Source organism: Pseudomonas oryziphila (assembly GCF_003940825.1).
Classification (GTDB): domain Bacteria; phylum Pseudomonadota; class Gammaproteobacteria; order Pseudomonadales; family Pseudomonadaceae; genus Aquipseudomonas; species Aquipseudomonas sichuanensis.
On record NZ_CP034338.1, the window covers coordinates 1,445,916 to 1,465,403 of the forward strand.

General features: G+C 64.5%; 18 protein-coding genes. 10 read left to right on the plus strand and 8 right to left on the minus strand.

The window, feature by feature from the left end; all coding sequences use genetic code 11:
• Position 1: 1 nt before the first annotated feature.
• The 6 genes from EJA05_RS06840 (at position 2) to EJA05_RS06860 (ending at position 4,453) form a co-directional block, all read left to right on the plus strand.
• Positions 2–736 (plus strand): adenosylcobinamide-GDP ribazoletransferase, encoded by a 735-nt coding sequence (locus EJA05_RS06840; protein WP_125857737.1) that lies wholly within the window; start codon positions 2–4, stop codon positions 734–736.
• Positions 737–834: 98 nt separating this feature from the next.
• Positions 835–2,013, plus strand: coding sequence for a glycoside hydrolase family 5 protein (locus EJA05_RS06845; RefSeq protein ID WP_125857738.1), 1,179 nt, complete (start codon positions 835–837; stop codon positions 2,011–2,013).
• Positions 2,014–2,067: 54 nt separating this feature from the next.
• The gene (locus tag EJA05_RS06850; protein WP_125463002.1) at positions 2,068–2,472 is read left to right on the plus strand and encodes a MarR family winged helix-turn-helix transcriptional regulator; all 405 of its coding nucleotides are present in this window, start codon (positions 2,068–2,070) and stop codon (positions 2,470–2,472) included.
• 64 nt (positions 2,473–2,536) lie between these two features.
• A complete protein-coding gene (locus EJA05_RS06855; protein ID WP_125857739.1) occupies positions 2,537–3,739 on the plus strand; it encodes an MFS transporter in 1,203 nt (400 codons plus the stop codon).
• On the plus strand, positions 3,736–3,858 hold the full coding sequence (locus tag EJA05_RS28550) for a hypothetical protein (protein ID WP_258645338.1): 123 nt from the start codon (positions 3,736–3,738) through the stop codon (positions 3,856–3,858). The genes EJA05_RS06855 and EJA05_RS28550 overlap by 4 nt, the downstream gene beginning before the upstream one ends.
• A 43-nt stretch (positions 3,859–3,901) precedes the next feature.
• Positions 3,902–4,453, plus strand: coding sequence for a glutathione peroxidase (locus EJA05_RS06860; RefSeq protein WP_125857740.1), 552 nt, complete (start codon positions 3,902–3,904; stop codon positions 4,451–4,453).
• A 398-nt stretch (positions 4,454–4,851) separates the two neighbouring features.
• Here the strand turns inward: EJA05_RS06860 and EJA05_RS06870 are convergent, their stop codons facing one another.
• Complete coding sequence (locus tag EJA05_RS06870) at positions 4,852–5,112, minus strand: DUF2798 domain-containing protein (RefSeq protein ID WP_125857741.1); 261 nt, start codon at positions 5,110–5,112, stop codon at positions 4,852–4,854.
• A 115-nt stretch (positions 5,113–5,227) separates the two neighbouring features.
• Here EJA05_RS06870 and EJA05_RS06875 point away from each other — a divergent pair, with 115 nt between their 5' ends.
• Positions 5,228–6,157 (plus strand): LysR family transcriptional regulator, encoded by a 930-nt coding sequence (locus tag EJA05_RS06875; protein WP_125857742.1) that lies wholly within the window; start codon positions 5,228–5,230, stop codon positions 6,155–6,157.
• Positions 6,158–6,200: 43 nt separating this feature from the next.
• On the opposite strand, the gene EJA05_RS06880 is transcribed toward EJA05_RS06875, so the two are convergent.
• The 3 genes from EJA05_RS06880 to EJA05_RS06890 all read right to left on the minus strand — a co-directional run bounded on the left by EJA05_RS06880 (position 6,201) and on the right by EJA05_RS06890 (position 8,577).
• A complete protein-coding gene (locus tag EJA05_RS06880) occupies positions 6,201–7,478 on the minus strand; it encodes an OmpP1/FadL family transporter (protein WP_125463007.1) in 1,278 nt (425 codons plus the stop codon).
• Between the two features lie 146 nt (positions 7,479–7,624).
• Positions 7,625–8,107: a hypothetical protein gene (locus EJA05_RS06885; RefSeq protein WP_125463008.1), complete on the minus strand. Its 483-nt coding sequence runs from the start codon at positions 8,105–8,107 to the stop codon at positions 7,625–7,627.
• A gap of 245 nt (positions 8,108–8,352) precedes the next feature.
• Positions 8,353–8,577, minus strand: coding sequence for a hypothetical protein (locus EJA05_RS06890; RefSeq protein ID WP_125463009.1), 225 nt, complete (start codon positions 8,575–8,577; stop codon positions 8,353–8,355).
• Between the two features lie 942 nt (positions 8,578–9,519).
• On the opposite strand from EJA05_RS06890, the gene EJA05_RS06895 reads away from it, so the two are divergent.
• Together EJA05_RS06895 and rmuC are read left to right on the plus strand one after the other, a co-directional pair.
• On the plus strand, positions 9,520–9,933 hold the full coding sequence (locus EJA05_RS06895) for a tetratricopeptide repeat protein (RefSeq protein WP_125463010.1): 414 nt from the start codon (positions 9,520–9,522) through the stop codon (positions 9,931–9,933).
• 299 nt (positions 9,934–10,232) lie between these two features.
• Complete coding sequence (gene rmuC, locus EJA05_RS06900; protein ID WP_190306077.1) at positions 10,233–11,591, plus strand: DNA recombination protein RmuC; 1,359 nt, start codon at positions 10,233–10,235, stop codon at positions 11,589–11,591.
• On the opposite strand, the gene EJA05_RS06905 is transcribed toward rmuC, so the two are convergent.
• Positions 11,563–15,039 carry a hybrid sensor histidine kinase/response regulator gene (locus tag EJA05_RS06905; protein ID WP_125463012.1) on the minus strand — a complete coding sequence of 1,159 codons (3,477 nt, stop codon included), beginning with the start codon at positions 15,037–15,039 and terminating at the stop codon, positions 11,563–11,565. The genes rmuC and EJA05_RS06905 overlap by 29 nt on opposite strands.
• Positions 15,040–15,271: 232 nt before the next feature.
• Positions 15,272–16,462: an MFS transporter gene (locus tag EJA05_RS06910; protein WP_125857744.1), complete on the minus strand. Its 1,191-nt coding sequence runs from the start codon at positions 16,460–16,462 to the stop codon at positions 15,272–15,274.
• A 159-nt stretch (positions 16,463–16,621) separates the two neighbouring features.
• Between EJA05_RS06910 and EJA05_RS06915 the strand changes: the two genes are divergently transcribed.
• Positions 16,622–17,761, plus strand: a complete 1,140-nt coding sequence (locus EJA05_RS06915) for a TDT family transporter (protein WP_125857745.1) — start codon at positions 16,622–16,624, stop codon at positions 17,759–17,761.
• Positions 17,762–17,767: 6 nt separating this feature from the next.
• Here the strand turns inward: EJA05_RS06915 and EJA05_RS06920 are convergent, their stop codons facing one another.
• Both EJA05_RS06920 and EJA05_RS06925 read right to left on the minus strand, forming a co-directional pair.
• Positions 17,768–18,337 (minus strand): LemA family protein, encoded by a 570-nt coding sequence (locus EJA05_RS06920; RefSeq protein ID WP_125857746.1) that lies wholly within the window; start codon positions 18,335–18,337, stop codon positions 17,768–17,770.
• Between the two features lies 1 nt (position 18,338).
• Positions 18,339–19,445: a hypothetical protein gene (locus EJA05_RS06925; protein WP_125857747.1), complete on the minus strand. Its 1,107-nt coding sequence runs from the start codon at positions 19,443–19,445 to the stop codon at positions 18,339–18,341.
• Positions 19,446–19,488: the final 43 nt, after the last annotated feature.

The window sequence follows — 19,488 nt, forward strand, 5'->3', positions numbered from 1 at the left end:
GATGCTGCCGTTCTGGATTGCCCTGCAGTTTCTCAGCAGCCTGCCGGTGAGCCTGCCAGGTATGCCGACGCCTGCGCAGATGGGGCGCTCGGTGCTGTTCTATCCCGCGGTCGGGCTGCTGTTCGGCCTGCTGCTGTGGCTGGCCAGCCATCTGCTCCAGGGTACGGCGGCGCCCTTGCAGGCGGCGCTGTTGCTGGCCTTGTGGGTGCTGCTCAGCGGCGCCCTGCACCTCGACGGCCTGGCGGACAGCGCCGACGCCTGGCTGGGCGGCTTCGGCGACCGCGAGCGCACCTTGCAGATCATGAAGGACCCGCGTAGCGGGCCGATTGCCGTGGTCACCCTGGTGCTGGTGCTGCTGCTCAAGTTCTGCGCTTTGTGGGTACTGGTGGAGGACGGCGCAGGCGGCCTGCTGGTGGTGGCGCCGATAGTCGGGCGGGCGGCGATGCTCGGACTGTTCCTGACCACGCCCTATGTGCGCCCGGGTGGACTGGGCACAGCATTGGCCGAGCATCTGCCGCGCCGGGCCGCTGGCTGGATACTGCTGGGCTGCGCCGGGGCCTTGGGCATGGCGGGCAGTTGGGCAGTGATGGCGGCTTTGCTGGCTGCACTGCTGGTATTCGGCTGGCTGCGCCAATTGATGTGCCGGCGGCTGGGGGGCACCACGGGCGACACCGCTGGCGCACTGCTGGAACTGCTCGAATTGACGGTGGTGGTGGCGCTGGCGGTGATGCGCTGAGCGGGTTGTCAGCGTGTGAATTTTCCTGCGGTTGTTGCGGAAATTTCCTTTGATGGGCTGACATATCCTCGGCAGCTCCACCCTCGCAAGGAGCGCACATGCGCCACTGGATCCTCGCCTGCCTGCTGGCCCTGAGCGGCCTGCCCGCGGGCGCCGCCGACCTGGTCGACTTCTGGAGCCTGCCGCGCCACGGCGGCAATAGCTTCAATCGACTGCCCCCCGACCAGGCCTACTTCAATGCGCTCAAGGGCTATGGGGCCAGTTGGGTGCGGCTTTCCTATGACAAGTGGCGGCCGTCGGCACGCGATTTCCTCCTGGGCACGGCGGATGACTATCAAGGGTTGGCGCAGGCCGATCTGCAACAGTTGTTGGAAGTCCTTGACCGTGCCCACGCGGCGGGCCTCAAAGTCGTGATCACGCCCTTGTCGCTACCGGGCATGCGTTGGGCGCAGAACAACCAGGGGCATTTCGATGACCGCTTGTGGCAGGACAAGCGCTTCTGGGACCAGTCCGCACGGTTCTGGCGTGACCTGGCACTGGCGCTCAGGGACCACCCGGCCATCGCCGCCTACAACCTCATCAACGAGCCCGCGCCGGAAAAACACGGTGGCCTGGCCGAGCACGCCACTGCGGCGCAGATGAAGCAGTGGTATCTGGGCCAGCAGGGTACTGCGCGCGACCTGCCGGCTCTTTACCGGCAACTGCTGGCGGCCATACGCGACGTCGACGAAAAGACGCCGGTCATGCTCGATGCCGGTTGGTACGCCGCCGCTGATGCTTTCGATTACTGGCCGTCGATACCGGACGACCCCCGCGTGCTGTATAGCGTGCACATGTATGAGCCTTATGCCGCCACCAGCGCGCCGAACATGGCCCGCCTGCAGCCGTTGGCCTACCCGGGGCCGGTGCCGTTCGCCGGGCAGGTGCAGCAGTGGGATGGCGAACGGGTCGCGCGGTACCTGCAGCAGCCATTGGACTGGGCCGCGTCGGTCGGGCTGCCGCGCTCGCGGCTGGTGGTCGGGGAGTTCGGCTGCATGCGCCGCCTGCCTGGGTGTCGGCAGTACCTGGAGGACGTGCTGACGGTGCTCGACCGCCAGCAGTTGCATTGGGCGTTCTACAGCTTCCGTGAAGACAGCTGGGACGGCATGGACTACGAACTGGGTGCGGCCAAGGTGCCTTGGCGGTATTGGCAGGCGATCGAACAGGGAGCGCCGGACCCGCTGCCACGCAAGGCCACACGGGAATTCGAGCCGATCCGCCGGCGCCTGCAGCCGTGACGGCGGCAATGAAACTTCTTGCAACATCCATATTGCGGGTATATACACGTAACCATGCTGACCAGTGAATGCATCTGTACCCACCTGCGTCGTGCTGCCCGTGGGGTGAGCCGACACTACGACGAGGCCCTTGCCGGCTTCGGCATCAATGTCGCCCAGTTTTCCCTGCTGCGCCATGTGCAGCGGCTCGACCGGCCGAGCATCACCAGCCTGGCCGAGGCCATGGGCCTTGAGCGCAGCACCTTGGGCCGCAATCTGCGGGTGCTGGAGGCCGAGGGGCTGGTGTGCCTGGCCGACGGCGATGACCAACGCAATCGGCTGGTGCTGTTGAGCGAGGCGGGCAAGGCGCGGCTTGAAGCGGCGCACCCGGCCTGGCAGCAGGCCCAGCAGCAACTGGTGGAACAACTGGGCGAAGGCCAGCGCGACGAACTGGTGCGCCTGCTGGAGCGGCTGGCTTGATTCATTACGATCATAAGCGGGTATATACCCGCATAAACCTTGCGATGTGCTGGAGACAACGACAATGACTTCCGTATGGCGGACCAGCGGTTGGGTGCTTCTGGGGGCGGCGCTGATCCTTGCGCTGTCATTGGGTGTGCGGCATGGCTTCGGCCTGTTCCTGGCGCCGATGAGTGCCGATTTCGGCTGGGGCCGCGAGGTGTTCGCCTTCGCCATCGCCCTGCAGAACCTGATCTGGGGCCTGGCCCAGCCGTTCTCCGGCGCGCTGGCCGACCGGCTGGGCGCGGCGAAGGTGGTGATCATCGGCGGCATCCTGTACGCCACGGGGCTGGTGCTGATGGGCATGGCCGACTCGATCTGGTCGCTGTCGCTCAGTGCCGGCCTGTTGATCGGCATCGGGCTCTCAGGCACGTCGTTCTCGGTGATTCTCGGCGTGGTCGGCCGTGCCGTGCCGCCGGAAAAGCGCAGCATGGCCATGGGCATCGCCAGCGCGGCGGGTTCGTTCGGGCAGTTCGCCATGCTGCCCGGCACCCTCGGCCTGATCCAGTGGCTGGGCTGGTCGGCGGCGCTGCTGGTGCTGGGCCTGATGGTGGCGCTGATCGTGCCGCTGGTGGGCCTTTTGCGCGACAACCCGATGCCTGCCCAGGGCGCCGATCAGAGCCTTGTCCAGGCGTTGCGCGAGGCCTGCTCGCATTCTGGCTTCTGGTTGCTTGCCCTGGGCTTCTTCGTCTGCGGCTTCCAGGTGGTTTTCATCGGCGTGCACCTGCCGGCCTACCTGGTCGACCAGCACCTGCCGGCCATTACCGGTACCACGGTGCTGGCGCTGGTCGGGCTGTTCAACATCGTCGGTACCTACACCGCCGGCTGGCTGGGCGGGCGCATGTCCAAGCCGCGCCTGCTGACCGCGTTGTACCTTTTGCGGGCGGTGGTGATCGTGCTGTTCCTGTGGGCGCCGGTGACCCAGGTCAGCGCCTACCTGTTCGGCATCGCCATGGGCCTGCTGTGGCTGTCGACGGTGCCACTGACCAATGGCACCGTGGCCACGCTGTTCGGTGTGCGCAACCTGTCCATGCTCGGGGGTATCGTGTTCCTGTTCCATCAGCTGGGGGCGTTCCTGGGGGGCTGGCTGGGCGGTGTGGTGTATGACCAGACCGGCAGCTACGACCTGGTCTGGCAGATCTCGATCCTGCTCAGCCTGCTGGCCGCCGCGCTCAACTGGCCGGTGCGCGAACGCCCGGTGGCCCGGTTGCAGGCGCAGGCGGCATGAACCGGCAACTGGCGCGCAGCCTGCTGGCCCTGGCCGGGCTGCTGTTGCTGGCCTTGGTGTGGTGGGGCTGGCACAAGGGCGGGCTGGCGCTCATGCAACTGGGCATGAGCCTGTGTTAGGCGCTACCCTGCAAGAAGCATTTTCCTGCAGGAGCACCCCTTGATGCATGCACGCTGGCTGACCTTACCCTTGCTGGCCCTGGCCGCCGCGACTTCTGGCTGGGCTGCTGACTGCCCGGCGCTGCTGCACGGCAGCCTGCCCGAACTGCGTGGCAAGGAGCAGATCGACCTGTGCCAGCGCTTTGCCGGCAAGCCGCTGGTGGTGATCAATACCGCCAGCTATTGCGGCTTCGCCCCGCAGTTCGAAGGGCTGGAAACGACCTACAAGGCCTACCACGGCCAAGGGCTTGAGATGCTGGGCGTGCCGTCCAACGACTTCAAGCAGGAAGACGCCGACAGCGAGAAGACCGCCAAGGTCTGCTACGCCAACTACGGTGTGACCTTCACCATGACCAAGACCCAGCCGGTACGGGGCAAGGATGCGATCCCGCTGTTCGTCGAGCTGGCGCGCCAGAGCAGCGCACCAAAGTGGAACTTCTACAAGTACGTGGTGGACCGCAAGGGCAAGGTCATCGGCAATTTCTCCAGCCTGACCAAGCCGGATGATCCGGCGTTTACTGCGGCGATCGAGAAGGCGATTGCTTCACAGCCGTGAGGTGGCTGCCTTGGGATTGCATGTAGGCCACCAGGTGCAGGACGACAGGTTTGCAGCGCTCTCAAGACCGAGCGCCGCCCGCGCGGCGCATCGCTGGCAAGCCAGCTCCCACATCTGTTTCGGGCCAATTATGCCTGTGAGGGTACCGCCGCCCGCCTTGGTGCATGTCTCAAGTCGGGTGGAGCGCCAGCAGTGCCCACCTCAAAACCTCGTCGTACCAACAAGGCGGACAGCGATGAAATCACAGGAGTGACTGGCCCGAAACAAATGTGGGAGCTGGCTTGCCAGCGATGCGCCGCGCGGGCGGCGCTCGATCTCATAGGCGCTACAAAAACACCGCCAGGCACCTGGTAGCCTTCACTCAACATCCCGACCTGCACCTGTGGCCCAGCCTCGCCTCAATGAGGATGCACCGTCAGCGCCACCAGGCGCACGACCAGTGGCCTTACCATCAGCACACAAACAAAGGCCACCGGCATCGCCAGTTGGTAGGCCTTGAGCACCTTGCTCAGGTAATCGTCACCCACCCCGGCGGTGGCCGCGGTGATCACGAAGCACATCAGCATGGCCATGATCCCCGACATGAAAAAGGCAAACACATAGGGTGTCGCACCTGGATGCAGCTTGCGTCGGGTGCGCAGGGTAAGGGGCTCGTTCATGGCGATTCCTGTTCGAAAGGTGAGGGCGCAGGTTAGCAATGACTGCCCAGGCGCCTGTAGACCTTGCCCAGTGTGTTCTTTATAAAGAGATTCTTACGAATCCGAAGGGCACGACATGGACCTGCTCAACGCCATCCGCAGTTTCATCAAGGTGGTCGAGGCCGGCAGCATTGCCGGGGGCGCCCGCGTGCTGGGGCTTAGCCCGGCAGCCGTCAGCCAGAACTTGGCGCGCCTGGAGGCTCACCTGCAGGTCCGCCTGCTGTCGCGTACCACCCGCAGTATGGCGCTTACACCGGCAGGCAGCCTGTACTACGCGCGGGTGAGCCATATCGAGCGTGACCTGGCCCTGGCCGAGCAAGCCGTGGCCACGCCTGACAGCGAACCGCAGGGCAGGTTGTGCATTGCCTCGAGTTCGGCCTTTGGTCGGCATGTGCTGGCGCCGCTGATCCCGGCGTTTGCCGCGCGCTATCCGCAGCTTTCGATAGAGTTGGTGATGACTGACCGCAAGGTCAATCATGCCCGCGAGGACGTCGACGTCAGCCTGCGCATCACCCCGCAGCTCGAAGATCATCTGCTGGCCCGGCATATCGCGCGTATTCCCTTCATCTGCTGCGCCTCGCCCGGTTACCTGGCCGCCAACGGCTGGCCGGTTACGCCTGAGGCGCTGCGCGAGCACCGCTGCCTGGTGTTCCGCTACCCGGTGGACGGGCGCTTCCTGCCCTGGGGGTTCATGCGCGATGGCCTGCGTTTCGAGGCGCAGTTCGGACCGGTACTGATCAGTGACGACATCGATGCCCTGACCCAGATGGCACTGAACGATGGCGGTATCACCCGCCTGGCCGAGTTCATCACGCGACCGCACCTGGACGCCGGGCGGCTGGTGCCGTTGTTCGAGTTCAGCGACGACACCCAGGCCTACGCCCAGACCGAGCCGATGGATGTCTACCTGTGCCTGGCGGACCGCCATGCCATGACCACCAAGGTGCGTGCTTTCATGGCGTATCTGCAGGACTGTCTGGGCGACAGCTGGCACGTGCAGGCATGAAAAAACCGCCACGAGGGCGGTTTCTTCATGCTGCGGCAGTGACTTAGAAGCGGTAGGTGAGGGATGCACCGATACCGTGGGCACTGTTTTCGTACTTGGCCTGATAGGTGCCCTTGGTCGGGCTTGCCAGGTTGACCTTGGTGTCTTCCTCCCACAGGTAGGAGTAGGCCACGTCGATGGTCATGTCGTCGGTCGGGCTGTAGCCGGCGCCCAGGCTGAAGATCTTGCGATCGCCAGTAGGAATGCGCGGCGAGCGGTCCTGGTTGTTGGTCGGCGACTGGTCCATGGAGAAGCCTGTGCGCAGGGTCCACTCCTTGTTCACCTTGTAGGCCGCACCGATGGCGCCAGCCCAGGTGTCATGCCAGTTCTGCTCCTCGGTGATGGTGCCCAGCCCGCGCCCGACCGGGCTGGCGGCAACCTGTGCCGGCAGCTCGTTGGTGACGGTGATGTCTTTCAGGCGGCTCCAGCGGGTGAAGGTGGTGCCTGCGTACAGGGTCCACTGGTCATCCAGCTCGTGAGTGATCGAGAAGTCGGCCGACTCCGGCGTCTTGATCTTCAGTTCGGCGTCGAACTTGCTGCCACTGAACGGGCCGAGGAGCGCGTTGTTGACCTTGGTATCGCCTTCAAGCTTGTAGTCGACCATCGAGTGGTAGGTCAGGCCGATGCGGGTGCGGTCGGTGGCCTGGACCATGATGCCGATGTTGTAGCCGACGGCGGTGTCGTCGCCCTTGATCTTCACTTCGCCGTCATTGCGGCCAGGGGTGAACGGGTTGACGGTGTTCGAGCCCAGTTCGCCCTTGATGCGGTTGATGGTCGGACCGAAGCCGATCGACACCTTGTCGTTGAAGGCATAGCTGATGGTGGGCTGGAAGGTCACCACTTCGACGTGGCTCTTCTTGCCCCAGTAGCGTGCGGCGTCGCCGCTGCCATAGTCGGTAACCAGGCCGAACGGTACGTATACACCGAAGCCGACGCTCCAGTTATCGTCGATCGGCTTGACGTAGTAACCCATCGGCACGCCGACGACCGGGACCATGTCACCGTCGGTTTCCCCCCCGAGGTTGCTGCCACGGCCGGAAATGTCGGATTTTGCAAAGATGGCTGCGCCACCCACGGTGATTTGTTCGCGCTTGAGGCGCGCCATGCCCGCCGGGTTGCCGTACACGGTGCTGGCATCTTCGGCAGAAGAAGAACGACCCGCGAAACCTGTCCCCATGCCGCTGACACTTTGTTCGTTCAGCGCGAAACCGCTGGCGAGCAAGTGGCTGGAAGCGAGGGCAACGGCAATACCGAGGGAGGTTTTGAGCATTGCTTTTTTCATTATTAGAAACTCCTTGGGATCTCCGGGGCGGAAAGCTACCAACAAATCTCGCTCCACGCTATAGGCTGTATCGCGGGAGATAGAGCGGTTTTGTAGGACAATCCGACCAAAATTCCTTTTTTCCGGGGTGTATACGAGAACGACTCTCAGAACGGTTCTGTCGCAACGGGTTCGATGCAGTGCTGCCAGGCCCTGGCGAAGTCACGCAAGCGGCCCTGGGGGTTGAAGGTCTGGCGCCAGATACGCGCCAGCCCCAACAGGTCGTCGGCGGCGGGTAGCGGGGTGGCCTGCTCCTCGATGAGCATCCAGGCAATGGCGGTGGCGTAACGCAGGTTTACCGTGAGTTCCAGGTGCGGCCCGCCGAGGAAGGCGTGCTGGCTGGCCAGGCCACGGACCAGGCTGGCCAGCTCGGGGTCACGGGCGAGGAATTGGTCCCACAGGCAGCGGTGGCGGTGCTCGGCAATGCGGTAAAGGCCGTGGCCGCGCCGGTCGTGCAAGGCGGAGCCCAGTGCCGACTGGCTGGCGGCAACGCCCAGTAACAATGCTTCGGCGCTTTCGCAGTGGCGGTTCAGGTAGATCAGCGTTGGCCGGATCACGTATCGACTCAACTCGTTCGCAGCGATGCCCATGGTGCCCTCGAACAGATCAGGACCGACGGGCGCTGGAGCTTGGCAGCTGGTGAGTGGTCAGGCCCGTCGGAAGCGACCACGGCCGCTCGAGTTGAAGTGTAGTGTGATAAGCATGGTGTAAAGGGCTGTTTTTAAATCGATTGCTGCCTGAGGTCGCGGGGCATATGCCCGCTGGCAATTAAGCCAAGAACCGTCAGGCAGCTTGCATGGGCATGGATTCATGGCATGAATCGCGCGCCATTCATTCATGCAACCAGCGACTGGCGGGTGCGCTCGATCACTGCCTGCAAGGGCTCGGCGCGGGTGTACTGGTCCGGGTACAGGCGCTCGGAGTGGCAAGCGACGCCATACTCGTCGACCAGGGTGAAGCTGAAGCTGCCCTTGCGGGGCGCTACGATCAGGCACTTCAGTGGAGCGAAGGCTTTGGAGAGGGTGCCAGCGGCAACCTGAATTTGATGATGGTTACTCATATTGTTGGATGTTCCTGCGTAAGACACGGTGTTTGATCCGTGCACAATAGAAACGTTCCAGTGACGTCTTTATTAAGGAGACGCAGAACCTGACTGGAACAGGGCAGCCAGAGTGGCGCAAGCAAAGGTGGGCGCTGGGCTGACTGGTAGGTACGACAAAAGGCAGGCAGCACACCGGGGCCAGGGTTCGAGGCACCGGGGAAGATCCTGATCAATCTGAGACGTGATTCGTGCTTGAGCAGCGTTGGCTGCCAAGTGGATCATCGAATGGGCCGGTCCTGATGGGGCATTGCCTGCTCGTGGTCGAGGGCGTATGCAAGGACTGTGTGGCCGGAATTGACTTTCAGCTGGGTACTAACAGGGCGCACCCTACACGAATGTTCGAGGGTTGGCAAGCATCCAGTTGTTTTCAGCGAAGCCGGCCATTATGTCGATTCTTGTCGGTGCTGTGAAGAGGGGAGCTGCCCCATCGAATGCCTGGATGGCCTGTTTTCGAGCACGCCCATGCCGTTTGATGGTGCACTTGTACACATTTGAGACACTGGCTGTTAGCCCCGTGCAACAGGCTGCAAACGCTTCGCCAATGACTTGACTGCAAGCTTAAGTCAATGAAAAAAAACACTAATTTTTACTGGTGAAAAAATCGACAGTTTGACTGTAAGCCCCGGTTCATAGGGGTTTGCGGGCTTCATGAGGGGGTTGTCCACCGAGTTATCCACAGCTTCTGTGGATTGTCACGAGCACTTGCTCTAGCACGGGCGTGCCAGCAGTTTGGGCAAGTGTCCGACAATCGGGGTGGTGCAGCGGGGGTGGAGATACGCCTCGCAAAAACGTCAAGAAAAAAACATGAAAAAAAATCGATCCTGGCCGAAAGTCTGCCGGGCCGTAGCGAAAAAAAAAGAGTAGAGTGGCGCGCCTCTTGAGTCACCTACGCTGTCGGTCATGAAGTTTCGCGGTAAACACCTCGCCAGTCCGGATACATCGTTGCCCCCCAAAAAACACTTTTCCCTGAAAGTTGCCTTGTGGCTGCTCGACAGCCCGCGCCTGGGCGACAAGCCCAGCGTCAAGCACCTGGCCGGGCGTATGCTCAAACAGCCGGCCCGCCAGGGTGTGGTGGTGGCCCAGAGCCGCCTGGGGCAGATGCTGTGCCGCGACTGTGGCAACGCCCGCGACCGGCGCATCGGCCACGAGCTGCTGCGCCAGGCTGCACGTGCCGGTGATCGCCGCGCACAGCTGGAGTACGGGCGTGCATGTCAGGCCCAGGAGCCCGAGCAGGCCCGTTACTGGCTGGAGCTGGCGGCGGGGCAGGGCTCACAGGAGGCGCGGCGGTTGTTGCGCCAGTGGGGCGACAGCTGATCGCGCTGCGCACTGTGGGAGCAACTGTCTTACTGTAGGAGCGGCCTTGTGCCGCGAAAGGCCCGCTCCTACAGCTGTCGTGTGGTACATCAGTACAGGCTCGCTCCGCGATGAGGCCTCGCAGGCAACCTGATCAAGCTGCTGATAAGCTGCGCAGCATTCGCAAAAGATCGTTTGGGGTAACCATGGCAGTGGATCTGGCCAGCATTCTGCTGGGGTTGGTGGCGGGTGCCTTGCCCTGCCTGGGATGGCTCATGCAGGTTCAGCGCCGCCAGGGTGCCCGGGACGCAGAACGGGCCTTGCTCGAAGAGCGCCTGAGCAGTGCCCAGCTGGCCCACGAAGGCCTGCAGGCCCAGCTTGACGCCGGCCGCGACGAGATCAGCGATCTGAGCGAAGCCAACACCGTCAAGCAGGCCCAGTTGGCCGCCCTGGGGCGCGAGCTGGAGCTCTTGCAGATCGACCGCGACAATGCCCGCGACGCCGCCCACGCCTGGAGCCTGGAGCGTGCCAACCGTGAAGCCGAGCTGCGCCGCTTTGAAGCGCAGGCGGCTCGCCTGGAGGCCGAATTGCGTGAGCAGCAGGAAAGCCACCAACAGCGCCTGGAAGACCTGCAGCAAGCGCGTGACACCCTGCGCGCCCAGTTCGCCGAAATGGCCACGAAGATCTTCGACGAGCGCGAGCAGCGCTTCGCCCAGACCAGCCAACAGCAAATGGGCCAGTTGCTCGACCCGCTCAAAGAACGCATCCAGGCGTTCGAAAAACGCGTCGAGGAAAGTTATCAGCAGGAGGCCCGCGAGCGTTTCTCGCTGGGCAAGGAACTCGAGCGCCTGCAGCAGCTCAACCTGCGCCTGTCCGACGAAGCCACCAACCTCACCCAGGCGCTCAAGGGCCAGAAAACCCAGGGCAACTGGGGTGAGCTGATCCTCGAGCGGGTGCTGGAGCACGCGGGCCTGGAAAAGGGCCGCGAATACCAGACCCAGGTCAGCCTCAAGAGCGCCGATGGCGAGCGTTTCCAGCCCGACGTGCTGATCATGCTGCCGGGCGACAAGCAGGTGGTGGTCGATGCCAAGGTCAGCCTTACCGCCTACCAGCAGTTCGTCAGCAACAACGACGAAGCCGCGCTCAAGCAGCATGTGCTGTCGCTGCGCAACCACGTCAAAGGCCTGTCGAGCAAGGATTACAACCGCCTCGATGGCCTGCACAGCCTCGATTTCGTGCTGCTGTTCGTGCCGATCGAGGCAGCGTTCTCGGCGGCGCTGCAGGCTGAGCCGAACCTGTTCCAGGAAGCCTTCGACCGGCAGATCGTGATCGTCAGCCCGACCACCCTGCTGGCCACCCTGCGGGTGATCGACAGCCTGTGGAAGCAAGAGCGGCAAACCCAGAACGCCCGCGAGATCGCCGAGCGCGCTGGCTGGCTGTACGACAAGTTCGTGTTGTTCATCCAGGACTTGGACGAACTCGGCGCCCGCCTGCAACAGGTCGACAAGGCCTACGCGGCAGCGCGCAACAAGCTCTGCGAAGGGCGCGGCAACCTGGTCAGCCGCAGCGAGCAGCTCAAGCTGCTCGGCGCCCGGGCCAGCAAGAGCCTGCCGGCCGAATTGATCGAGCGCGCCTTAAGCGACGAAGCCGTTACTGAACCAGGCTCAGATGCCGATTGAGCAGGGCGCGCAGCGCTGCGGGCTTGACCGGCTTTGCCAGGTAGTCCAGGCCGGCGGCATGGACCATGGCGATGGTCTCGTTGCGCCCGTCGGCACTGATCACCACCCCCGGTACCGGCTCGCCCAGGCGCGCCCGTAGCCAGCCCATCAGCCCGGTGCCGGTCTCGCCATCGTCCAGGTGGTAGTCCACCAGCGCCAGGTGCGGGCGCAGTCCCTTGGTCAGCAGCGCCTCGCATTCGGCCTGGTTGCGGGCGGTCCACACCTGGCAGCCCCAGCGGCTGAGCAGGCTGTTCATGCCGATCAGGATGCTGTCTTCGTTGTCCACGCACAGCACCTGCAGCCCGGCCAGTGGTTGGCCTGGCTGCTCCATCGGTGCCGGCGTCGCCGGTGCGGCGCTGCGGGCAATCGGCACGCTGACCCGGAACACGCTGCCCTTGCCCGGCCAGGAGCGGACTTCCAGCCGATGGCCCAGTACCCGGCACAAGCCATCGGCAATCGCCAGGCCCAGGCCCAGGCCTTTTTCGGCGCGGGTCTGGTGGCTGTCCAGGCGTTTGAATTCCTGGAAGATCACCGCCAGCTTGTCGTCGGCGATGCCCGGGCCGCGGTCCCACACCTCCAGCCACAGGCGCTCGCCCTGGCGTCGCACGCCCAGCAGGATCGGGCCCTTGCCATAGCGCAGGGCGTTGGTGAGGAAGTTCTGCAGCACCCGGCGCAGCAGCTTCATGTCGCTTTCCACCCGCAGGCGGCTGCCGCGCAGGCGGAACGCCAGGCCTTTTTCGGCGGCCAGCAGCTTGAACTCGGCACCGAGGGTGTCGAACAGCTCGTTGAGGGCAAAGGCTTTGACGTCGGGGGTGACCTTGCCGTTTTCCAGGCGCGAGATGTCCAGCAGGTCGCTGATCAGCTCTTCAGCCGAGCGCAGCGAGCTGTCCATGTGCTGCACCAGTTGCCGGGCTTCGTCGTTCATGCCCTCGGCCTGCTGCGACAGCGCGGCGGAGAACAGCCGTGCGGCATTCAGCGGCTGCATCAGGTCGTGGCTGACGGCAGCGAGGAAGCGGGTCTTGGACTGGCTGACGGCCTCGGCGCGGCTCTTGGCCTCGGTGAGCGCCTGGTTGAGCTGCGACAGCTCGTGGGTGCGCTCGGCCACCCGCTGCTCCAGGCCTTCGTTGGCGTCACGCAGGGCCTGCTCGGCTTCGCGGAACGGGGTGATGTCGGTGAAGCTCATGACGAAACCACCGCCGGGCATCGGGTTGCCGATCAGCTCGATCACCCGGCCATTGGGGAACAGCCGCTCGGAGGAGTGCGCGCGGCCCTGGCGCATCCAGTGCAGGCGCCGGGCCACATGGACCTGCGCCTCGCCTGGGCCGCACAGGCCACGCTCGGCGTTGTAGCGGATGATGTCGGCGATCGGCCGGCCGACGCTGATCAGCCCGTCAGGGTAGTTGAACAGCTCCAGGTAGCGCCGGTTCCAGGCCACCAGGTGCAGGTTCTGGTCGACCACGCTGATGCCCTGGTTGATGTTCTCGATGGCGCCCTGCAACAGCGCACGGTTGAACTGCAGCACCTCACTGGCCTCGTCGGCGATGCGCACCACGTCCTCGAGTTGCATCTCGCGGCCTTCGATGGCCGCCTTGACCACTGCGCGGGTCGAAGAGCTGCCGAGTACCCCGGCGAGCAGGCGCTCGGTGTGTTCGATCCAGTCACCGTCGGCGTTCTGGTTGGGGTTGAAGCCCTTGCCCTGGCGGTAAGCGAAGCGGATGAAGCTCTGCCGGGCACGCTCTTCGCCGACGAAGCGCGCGGCCAGGTTGAGCAGGTCGTCGATCTGCACGGCCAGCAGCGGCTTGCTGCTGGGGCGGGCGCTGGTCTGCTGGCCGATGAAGCGCCCGGCCTGCCAGTGCTCCGAGACCCGCGTGCGCGACAGGATCGAGACCCAGGCGAACAGGGTGAAGTTGCCCGCCAGCGACAGCACCACGCCTTGGGTGAGCGGGGTGATCGGCAGGTCCAGCGGGTTGCCATGCAGCCAGGCCAGCCCCGGGAACAGCGACAGCGACCAGCCCAGGCTGTGGGCGGCGATTGGCAGTACCAGGGTGTAGAACCACAGGAAGATGCCGGCGGCCAGGCCTGCAAACACGCCGCGGCGGTTGGCCTGTTTCCAGTACAGCGCGCCGAGCATGGCCGGGGTGAGCTGGGTCACGGCGGCGAAGGCGATCTGGCCGATGGTCGCCAGGCTGGCGGTGGAGCCGAGCAAGCGGTAGCTCACATAGGCCAGTAGCAGGATCACCACGATGGTCACCCGGCGCACCGAGAGCATCCAGTGGCGGAACGCTTCGAACGGCCGCTCGGCGTTGTTGCGGCGCAGCAGCCAGGGCAGCAGCATGTCGTTGGAGACCATGGTCGACAGCGCCACGGCCTCGACGATGACCATGCCGGTGGCCGCCGAGGCGCCGCCGATGAAGGCCAGCAGCGCCAGGCTCGGGTGGGCTTCGGCCAACGGCAGGCTGATCACGAACGAGTCGGAGATCACCGTGCCCGGCAGCAGCATCTGCCCGGCCAGGGCGATGGGCACGACGAACAGCGCGGCCAGGGCCAGGTACAGCGGGAACACCCAGCGTGCCAGGCGCATGTCCTGGGGTTCGATATTCTCCACCACGGTGACGTGGAACTGCCGGGGCAGGCAGATGATCGCCATCATCGCCACGGCGGTCTGCACCACCATCGACGGCCAGTTGATGGTCTCCTGCCAGTAGCTTTCCAGGTGCACCGACTGGCGCGCCTGGGTGAACAGGTCGTCGAAACCGTCGTACAGGTTGAACACCACGAAGGCGCCCACGGCGAGGAACGCCAGCAGCTTGACCAGCGACTCGAAGGCGATCGCCAGGACCATGCCGCGGTGGTGCTCGGTGACGTCCAGGCTGCGCGTGCCGAAGACGATGGCGAACAGCGCCAGCACCAGCGACACCACCAGCGCGGTGTCCTGCACCCGGCTGCCGGTAGCGTCGGCGTTGGCGCCGATCAGCAGGTTCACCCCCAGCACGATGCCCTTGAGCTGCAGGGCGATATAGGGCAGCACCCCGACCAGGCAGATCAGCGCCACCACCACGGCGAGGGTTTGCGACTTGCCGTAGCGGGCGGCGATGAAGTCGGCGATTGAGGTGATGTTCTGCTGCTTGCTGATCAGCACCATCTTCTGCAGCACCCAGGGCGCGAAGATCAGCAGCAGCACCGGGCCCAGGTAGATCGGCAGGAACGCCCACAGTTGCTCGGCGGCCTGGCCGACCGCGCCGAAGAAGGTCCAGCTGGTGCAGTACACCGCCAGCGACAGGCTGTACACCCAGGCACGCAGCTTCGGCGGCAACGGGGTGCTGCGGCGGTCGCCGTAGAAGGCGATGGCGAACATGATGGCCATATAGGCCAGGGCGACCACGGCGATCAGCCCGCTGGACAACGACATGCAAACTCCGGAGCAAAAAAATGAAACGCGGTCACGATCAATCAGTCTGGCACGCAGGGGCGGGTTAGTCAGCGCCGACGTTGGTCGCAGTGGCAGGACGTCGCAGGCAGTACAGTCAGCCTGTGCGGTCCCTTCGCTGGCAAGCCAGCTCCCACAAGTACAGTGCTTGCCCCAAGAAATGCGCGGAACCTGTGGGAGCTGGCTTGCCAGCGATAGGGCCCTGATAGGTAGCCTAGAGCTGCTGGGCCCCGCGCGTGCCCAACCAGTAGAACACCGCCGCCAGCAGCACAGACCCGATCAACAGATAGAACACCGACGCCGGCGCCATGTACCCCAGGGCCAGGCCCACCAGCATCGGCCCCAGCCCCGCGCCCAAGTTGGAGAGGTTCTGCGCGCCGTAATAGATCCCACGCAGATGTTCCGGTGCGATCAGGTCGATGAACATGAATTCGGCGGGAATGACGATGATTTCGCCCAAGGTGAACACCAGCATGGCCAAGCACCAGGCCACTGCAGAGCCGGCCAGGGAAAACCCCAGCAGCCCGGCGACGAACATGGCCATGCCGGCCATCAACCAGGGCATCAGGTGCTGGCGGGCCATGCGCCGGCCGATCAGGTACTGCAGGGCGATCACCGTGAGGGCGTTGGTGGTCACCAGGTAGCCCACCAGCCGCGCCACTTCGGCGGGGTCGTGGATGCTCACCACCAGGTATTGCGACAGGTAGGCGGTGAACTGCCCGAACACCACGGCGCTGAGCACGCCGCCCAGGGTGAAGCACACCAAGCGCCGGTCGCGCAGCATGCCCAGGGCGACCTGGATGAAGCCTGCCGCCGGCGCGCCCTTAGCCTGGCTCGACAGGCTGCGTTCGCCCAGGCGGTGATAAGCCAGGCTCAGGCCCAGGCCAATCAGTGCCGACACCAGGAACGGCAGGTGGTCGTCGGCTTCGATCAGCAGCACCCCGAGCATCGGCCCGGCGGCCCAGGCGATGTTGTTGAAGGTGTACTTGATGGCGAATACCTCGCCGCGCTGATCTTCGGGCAGCAAGGCGCAGAACCCCGCCTTGGCGGCAATGTCGACCACGGTCTGGGCCAGGTTGGCCACCACCAGGAAACTGAAGAACAGCACTGCCGAGGTACTGGCCACCATCCCCGCGATGGCCAGGGCGAACACCAGCGCGCTCGCCACGATCAGCGTGTGGCTGCGCAGCGTGTCGACCAGGTGCCCGCCATACAGGCTCAGCAACGATGCCAGGAACATCGCGCCACCGACCAGCAGGCCCGTCTGGCCGATCGACAGGGCCATGTGCGCGGACAGGTAAACCACCAGATAGGGCAGGGTGATCGCCCGGGCCGTGGTCAGGGTGAAGGTGGTGAACAGCAGCAGGCGGACGGCGGCAGGGTAGCTTTTAAGGGCGCGCAGCATCGACGGATCCTTGTCTTTGTTAGCGGCCAAGCATATGCCAGGCGGCATGCCATGGGCTATATCTTTAAAATCGATAACAGATAGAGAAATTACCCGTTATATAGATATTCTTCAAAGGCATAAGATGAATTCACCTTACACAAGGCCAGGAGACAGCCCATGCCATGCACCCAGACCCGCGCACCTTCATGGCGCCCGTTCAGCCAATTGGCCCATCCCCGCGAGGTGATCCGCCAGTTCACCCCCAACTGGTTCGCCGCGACCATGGGTACCGGCGTGCTGGCACTGGCCTTTCACCAGTTGCACATCCCGCTGCTGGACAGCCTGGCCGAAGGGCTGTGGTGGCTGACCATTGGCCTGTTCGTCTTGTTCTGTGTCTTGTATGGCGCCCGCTGGGTGCTGTTCTTCGACGAGGCCCGGCGGATTTTCGCCCACTCCACCGTGTCGATGTTCTTCGGCACCATCCCCATGGGGCTGGCCACCATCCTCAATGGCGCGCTGGTGTTCGGCCTGGCGCGCTGGGGCGAGGCGGTGGTGCCTTGGGTCGAGGGCCTGTGGTGGTTGGATGTGGGCCTGGCGCTGCTGTGCGGGGTAGCCATTCCCTACCTGATGTTCACCCGCCAGGAGCACAGCATCGACCAGATGACCGCGGTGTGGCTGCTGCCGGTGGTGGCTGCCGAAGTCGCCGCCGCCAGCGGCGGGCTGCTGGCGCCGCACCTGGCGGACGCTCACGCACAGTTCCTGGTGGTCATCACCAGCTACGTGATGTGGGCGGTGTCGCTGCCGGTGGCGTTCAGCATCCTCACCATCCTCATGCTGCGCATGGCCTTGCACAAACTGCCGCCGGCCAACATGGCGGCCTCCAGCTGGCTGGCCCTGGGCCCGATCGGCACCGGTGCGCTGGGCATGCTGGTGCTCGGTGGCGACGCACCGGCGGTGTTCGCCGCCAATGGCCTGGGCAGCCTGGGTGAGGTGGCCCGTGGCCTGGGCCTGGTGGCCGGCATCGTGTTGTGGGGCGCGGGCTTGTGGTGGTTGCTGACGGCGGTGCTGATCACCCTGCGCTACATGCGCCAGGGCATGCCGTTCAACCTGGGCTGGTGGGGCTTCACCTTCCCACTGGGGGTGTACTGCCTGGCCACTCTGAAACTGGCGGCCTGGCTGCAGCTCGGCTTCTTCAGCGTGTTCGGTCAGGTGCTGGTGGTTGCGCTGGCCATGCTCTGGGCCCTGGTGGCCAGCCGCACCTTGCGCGGGGCGTGGCGCGGCGAGCTGTTCGTGTCGCCGTGCATTGCCCAGCGCTGACCGGCCTTACAGGTTGGGTGTGTAGTCGAAGGCGCTGGCGGCCTGGATATCGGTGAACGGGGTGACGGCCGCATGCTTGTTCATCACGCTGTTGACCAAGGAGCCTGGGAACATCTGGATGGCGTTGTTGAAGCGCTCCACTTCGCCGTTGAAGATCACGATGGCCGCGCCGACGTTCTGTTGCTGCTCGGCGATTTCACGCATGAGGTTGTTCATCAGCTCCGAGGCCTTGAGCTCGGGGTAGGCCTCGAAGGCCACGCGCAGCCCGCCGAGCAGCGAGCGGGTGGCGTCCTCGGCCTTGGCCAGGGTCTTGCCGTCCGCCTCGACAGGTAGCTCGGCAATGGCGCTGCGCAGGCGGGTGATCCCGGCCAGCACGCCTTGTTCATGGTCGCGGTACAGGCCGGCCTGCTCTTGCAGTGCATCGAGCACCTTGGTCTTCTGCCTTTCATAGGTCAGCACATCGGCCCAGGCGCGTTTGACCCGGTTATGGTTGCCGACGATGCCGTTGTACAGGCTGATGACGATCAGCGGCACGCCGATCAGCACGGCCAGCAGGATAAGGGCGAAAAGGTCCATGTCAGTGCTCCGTCTGTAGCTGTGCCGGGGTAGGCACAGTGAAGTTGTCGTCGTGCTGCTCGGCCAGGGTGTGAACGGCGTCGAGCAGGGCGCTGAGCTGTGGCAGGTGCACGCCGTGGTCGATCAGCAAGCGGAAATCGCTCGCGCGGGTCAGCTCGCAAGTGAGCTTGAAAGCGAGCGGATTGTCGTTGCTGCTCAGGCACAGGTGCCCGTGCCGCGAAAACTCCAGGTTGGGCTTATCGAGTTGGCGATGCAGGTCGAGCAGGTGCAGCACCGTCACCGGCTTGGCGAAGCGGGCGCAGGCCATGGCCGAGCTGCCGGTGAGGCTGAAGGCGCTGTCGAAGTCGCTCGATGCGGTCTTGAAGGGGTACTCCATGTCGACCATGGATGAGCGGCCTCCGCTACCGCCGCCCAGGGCGATGCCCTGCACCCAAGGGAAGTCGATCACCAGGCTGTAGCGATCGTATTCCTGATAGGAGGTCACGGTTTTCGAGGTAGTGCCGCCTTTGCCATCGGACTCGGTTTCCTGGTGGGTCTGCTTGTCCACGTAATGCAGGTGGTACCAGCGGTAGTCGAAGCTGTGCAGCCGGCCTTGATAGTGGCCCTGCACGGCGCGGCGCAGGAAGCGTTTGTGGTTGCCGCGCACATAGTCGCGAAACTCGGTTTGCAGGCCCTCGAGCAACTGGCTGTCAGTCACCGGGATTTCCTGCAGGCCGGCGGTGATCAGGCTGGAGCGCTCGGCCAGGTCGTGGGCGAGGTTGGGGATGAGCTTCCTGCGCTGGTAAAGGACGATCAGGCTGATCGCAGCGGCGCCGAGCAGGCCGAGCGTGAGGTTGGATGCAAGCTGCGGCAGGCTCTGGCCCAGCAGATTGGCCAGCGGCGCCAGCAGCGGCTCGTAGGCCTGCAGGTAGCCTGCGATGCTGGCAATCGCCAGAGGCCCACAGAGCAGGGCAATCAGCCAGGGCAAGCGGTTGTCGAACTGCATGTTGCCGTAAAAGGCGGCCATGGCGTCCACGGCGACCAGCAGTTGCTGCTTGGTCGTGGCCGTGCGTGCGGCGTGGCTGGCCGCCTGCAGCGTGCGCTTGAGCCGGGCGTTATGGGTATTCAAGTGAATCAATGGCTGGCCTTCATCCCTGTTCAGTTCGGCCCCA

What these genes read in the sequence shown, in the direction of transcription:
- EJA05_RS06885 (WP_125463008.1), bottom strand. Translation starts at nt 8,107, where the DNA reads ATGGGCATCGCTGCGAACGAGTTGAGTCGATACGTGATCCGGCCAACG.
- EJA05_RS06875 (WP_125857742.1), top strand. Translation starts at nt 5,228, where the DNA reads ATGGACCTGCTCAACGCCATCCGCAGTTTCATCAAGGTGGTCGAGGCC.
- EJA05_RS06890 (WP_125463009.1), bottom strand. Translation starts at nt 8,577, where the DNA reads ATGAGTAACCATCATCAAATTCAGGTTGCCGCTGGCACCCTCTCCAAA.
- EJA05_RS06845 (WP_125857738.1), top strand. Translation starts at nt 835, where the DNA reads ATGCGCCACTGGATCCTCGCCTGCCTGCTGGCCCTGAGCGGCCTGCCC.
- EJA05_RS06915 (WP_125857745.1), top strand. Translation starts at nt 16,622, where the DNA reads ATGCCATGCACCCAGACCCGCGCACCTTCATGGCGCCCGTTCAGCCAA.
- EJA05_RS06850 (WP_125463002.1), top strand. Translation starts at nt 2,068, where the DNA reads ATGCTGACCAGTGAATGCATCTGTACCCACCTGCGTCGTGCTGCCCGT.
- EJA05_RS06840 (WP_125857737.1), top strand. Translation starts at nt 2, where the DNA reads ATGCTGCCGTTCTGGATTGCCCTGCAGTTTCTCAGCAGCCTGCCGGTG.
- EJA05_RS06855 (WP_125857739.1), top strand. Translation starts at nt 2,537, where the DNA reads ATGACTTCCGTATGGCGGACCAGCGGTTGGGTGCTTCTGGGGGCGGCG.
- EJA05_RS06860 (WP_125857740.1), top strand. Translation starts at nt 3,902, where the DNA reads ATGCATGCACGCTGGCTGACCTTACCCTTGCTGGCCCTGGCCGCCGCG.
- EJA05_RS06895 (WP_125463010.1), top strand. Translation starts at nt 9,520, where the DNA reads ATGAAGTTTCGCGGTAAACACCTCGCCAGTCCGGATACATCGTTGCCC.
- EJA05_RS06870 (WP_125857741.1), bottom strand. Translation starts at nt 5,112, where the DNA reads ATGAACGAGCCCCTTACCCTGCGCACCCGACGCAAGCTGCATCCAGGT.
- EJA05_RS06920 (WP_125857746.1), bottom strand. Translation starts at nt 18,337, where the DNA reads ATGGACCTTTTCGCCCTTATCCTGCTGGCCGTGCTGATCGGCGTGCCG.
- EJA05_RS06910 (WP_125857744.1), bottom strand. Translation starts at nt 16,462, where the DNA reads ATGCTGCGCGCCCTTAAAAGCTACCCTGCCGCCGTCCGCCTGCTGCTG.
- EJA05_RS06905 (WP_125463012.1), bottom strand. Translation starts at nt 15,039, where the DNA reads ATGTCGTTGTCCAGCGGGCTGATCGCCGTGGTCGCCCTGGCCTATATG.
- EJA05_RS28550 (WP_258645338.1), top strand. Translation starts at nt 3,736, where the DNA reads ATGAACCGGCAACTGGCGCGCAGCCTGCTGGCCCTGGCCGGGCTGCTG.
- EJA05_RS06880 (WP_125463007.1), bottom strand. Translation starts at nt 7,478, where the DNA reads ATGAAAAAAGCAATGCTCAAAACCTCCCTCGGTATTGCCGTTGCCCTC.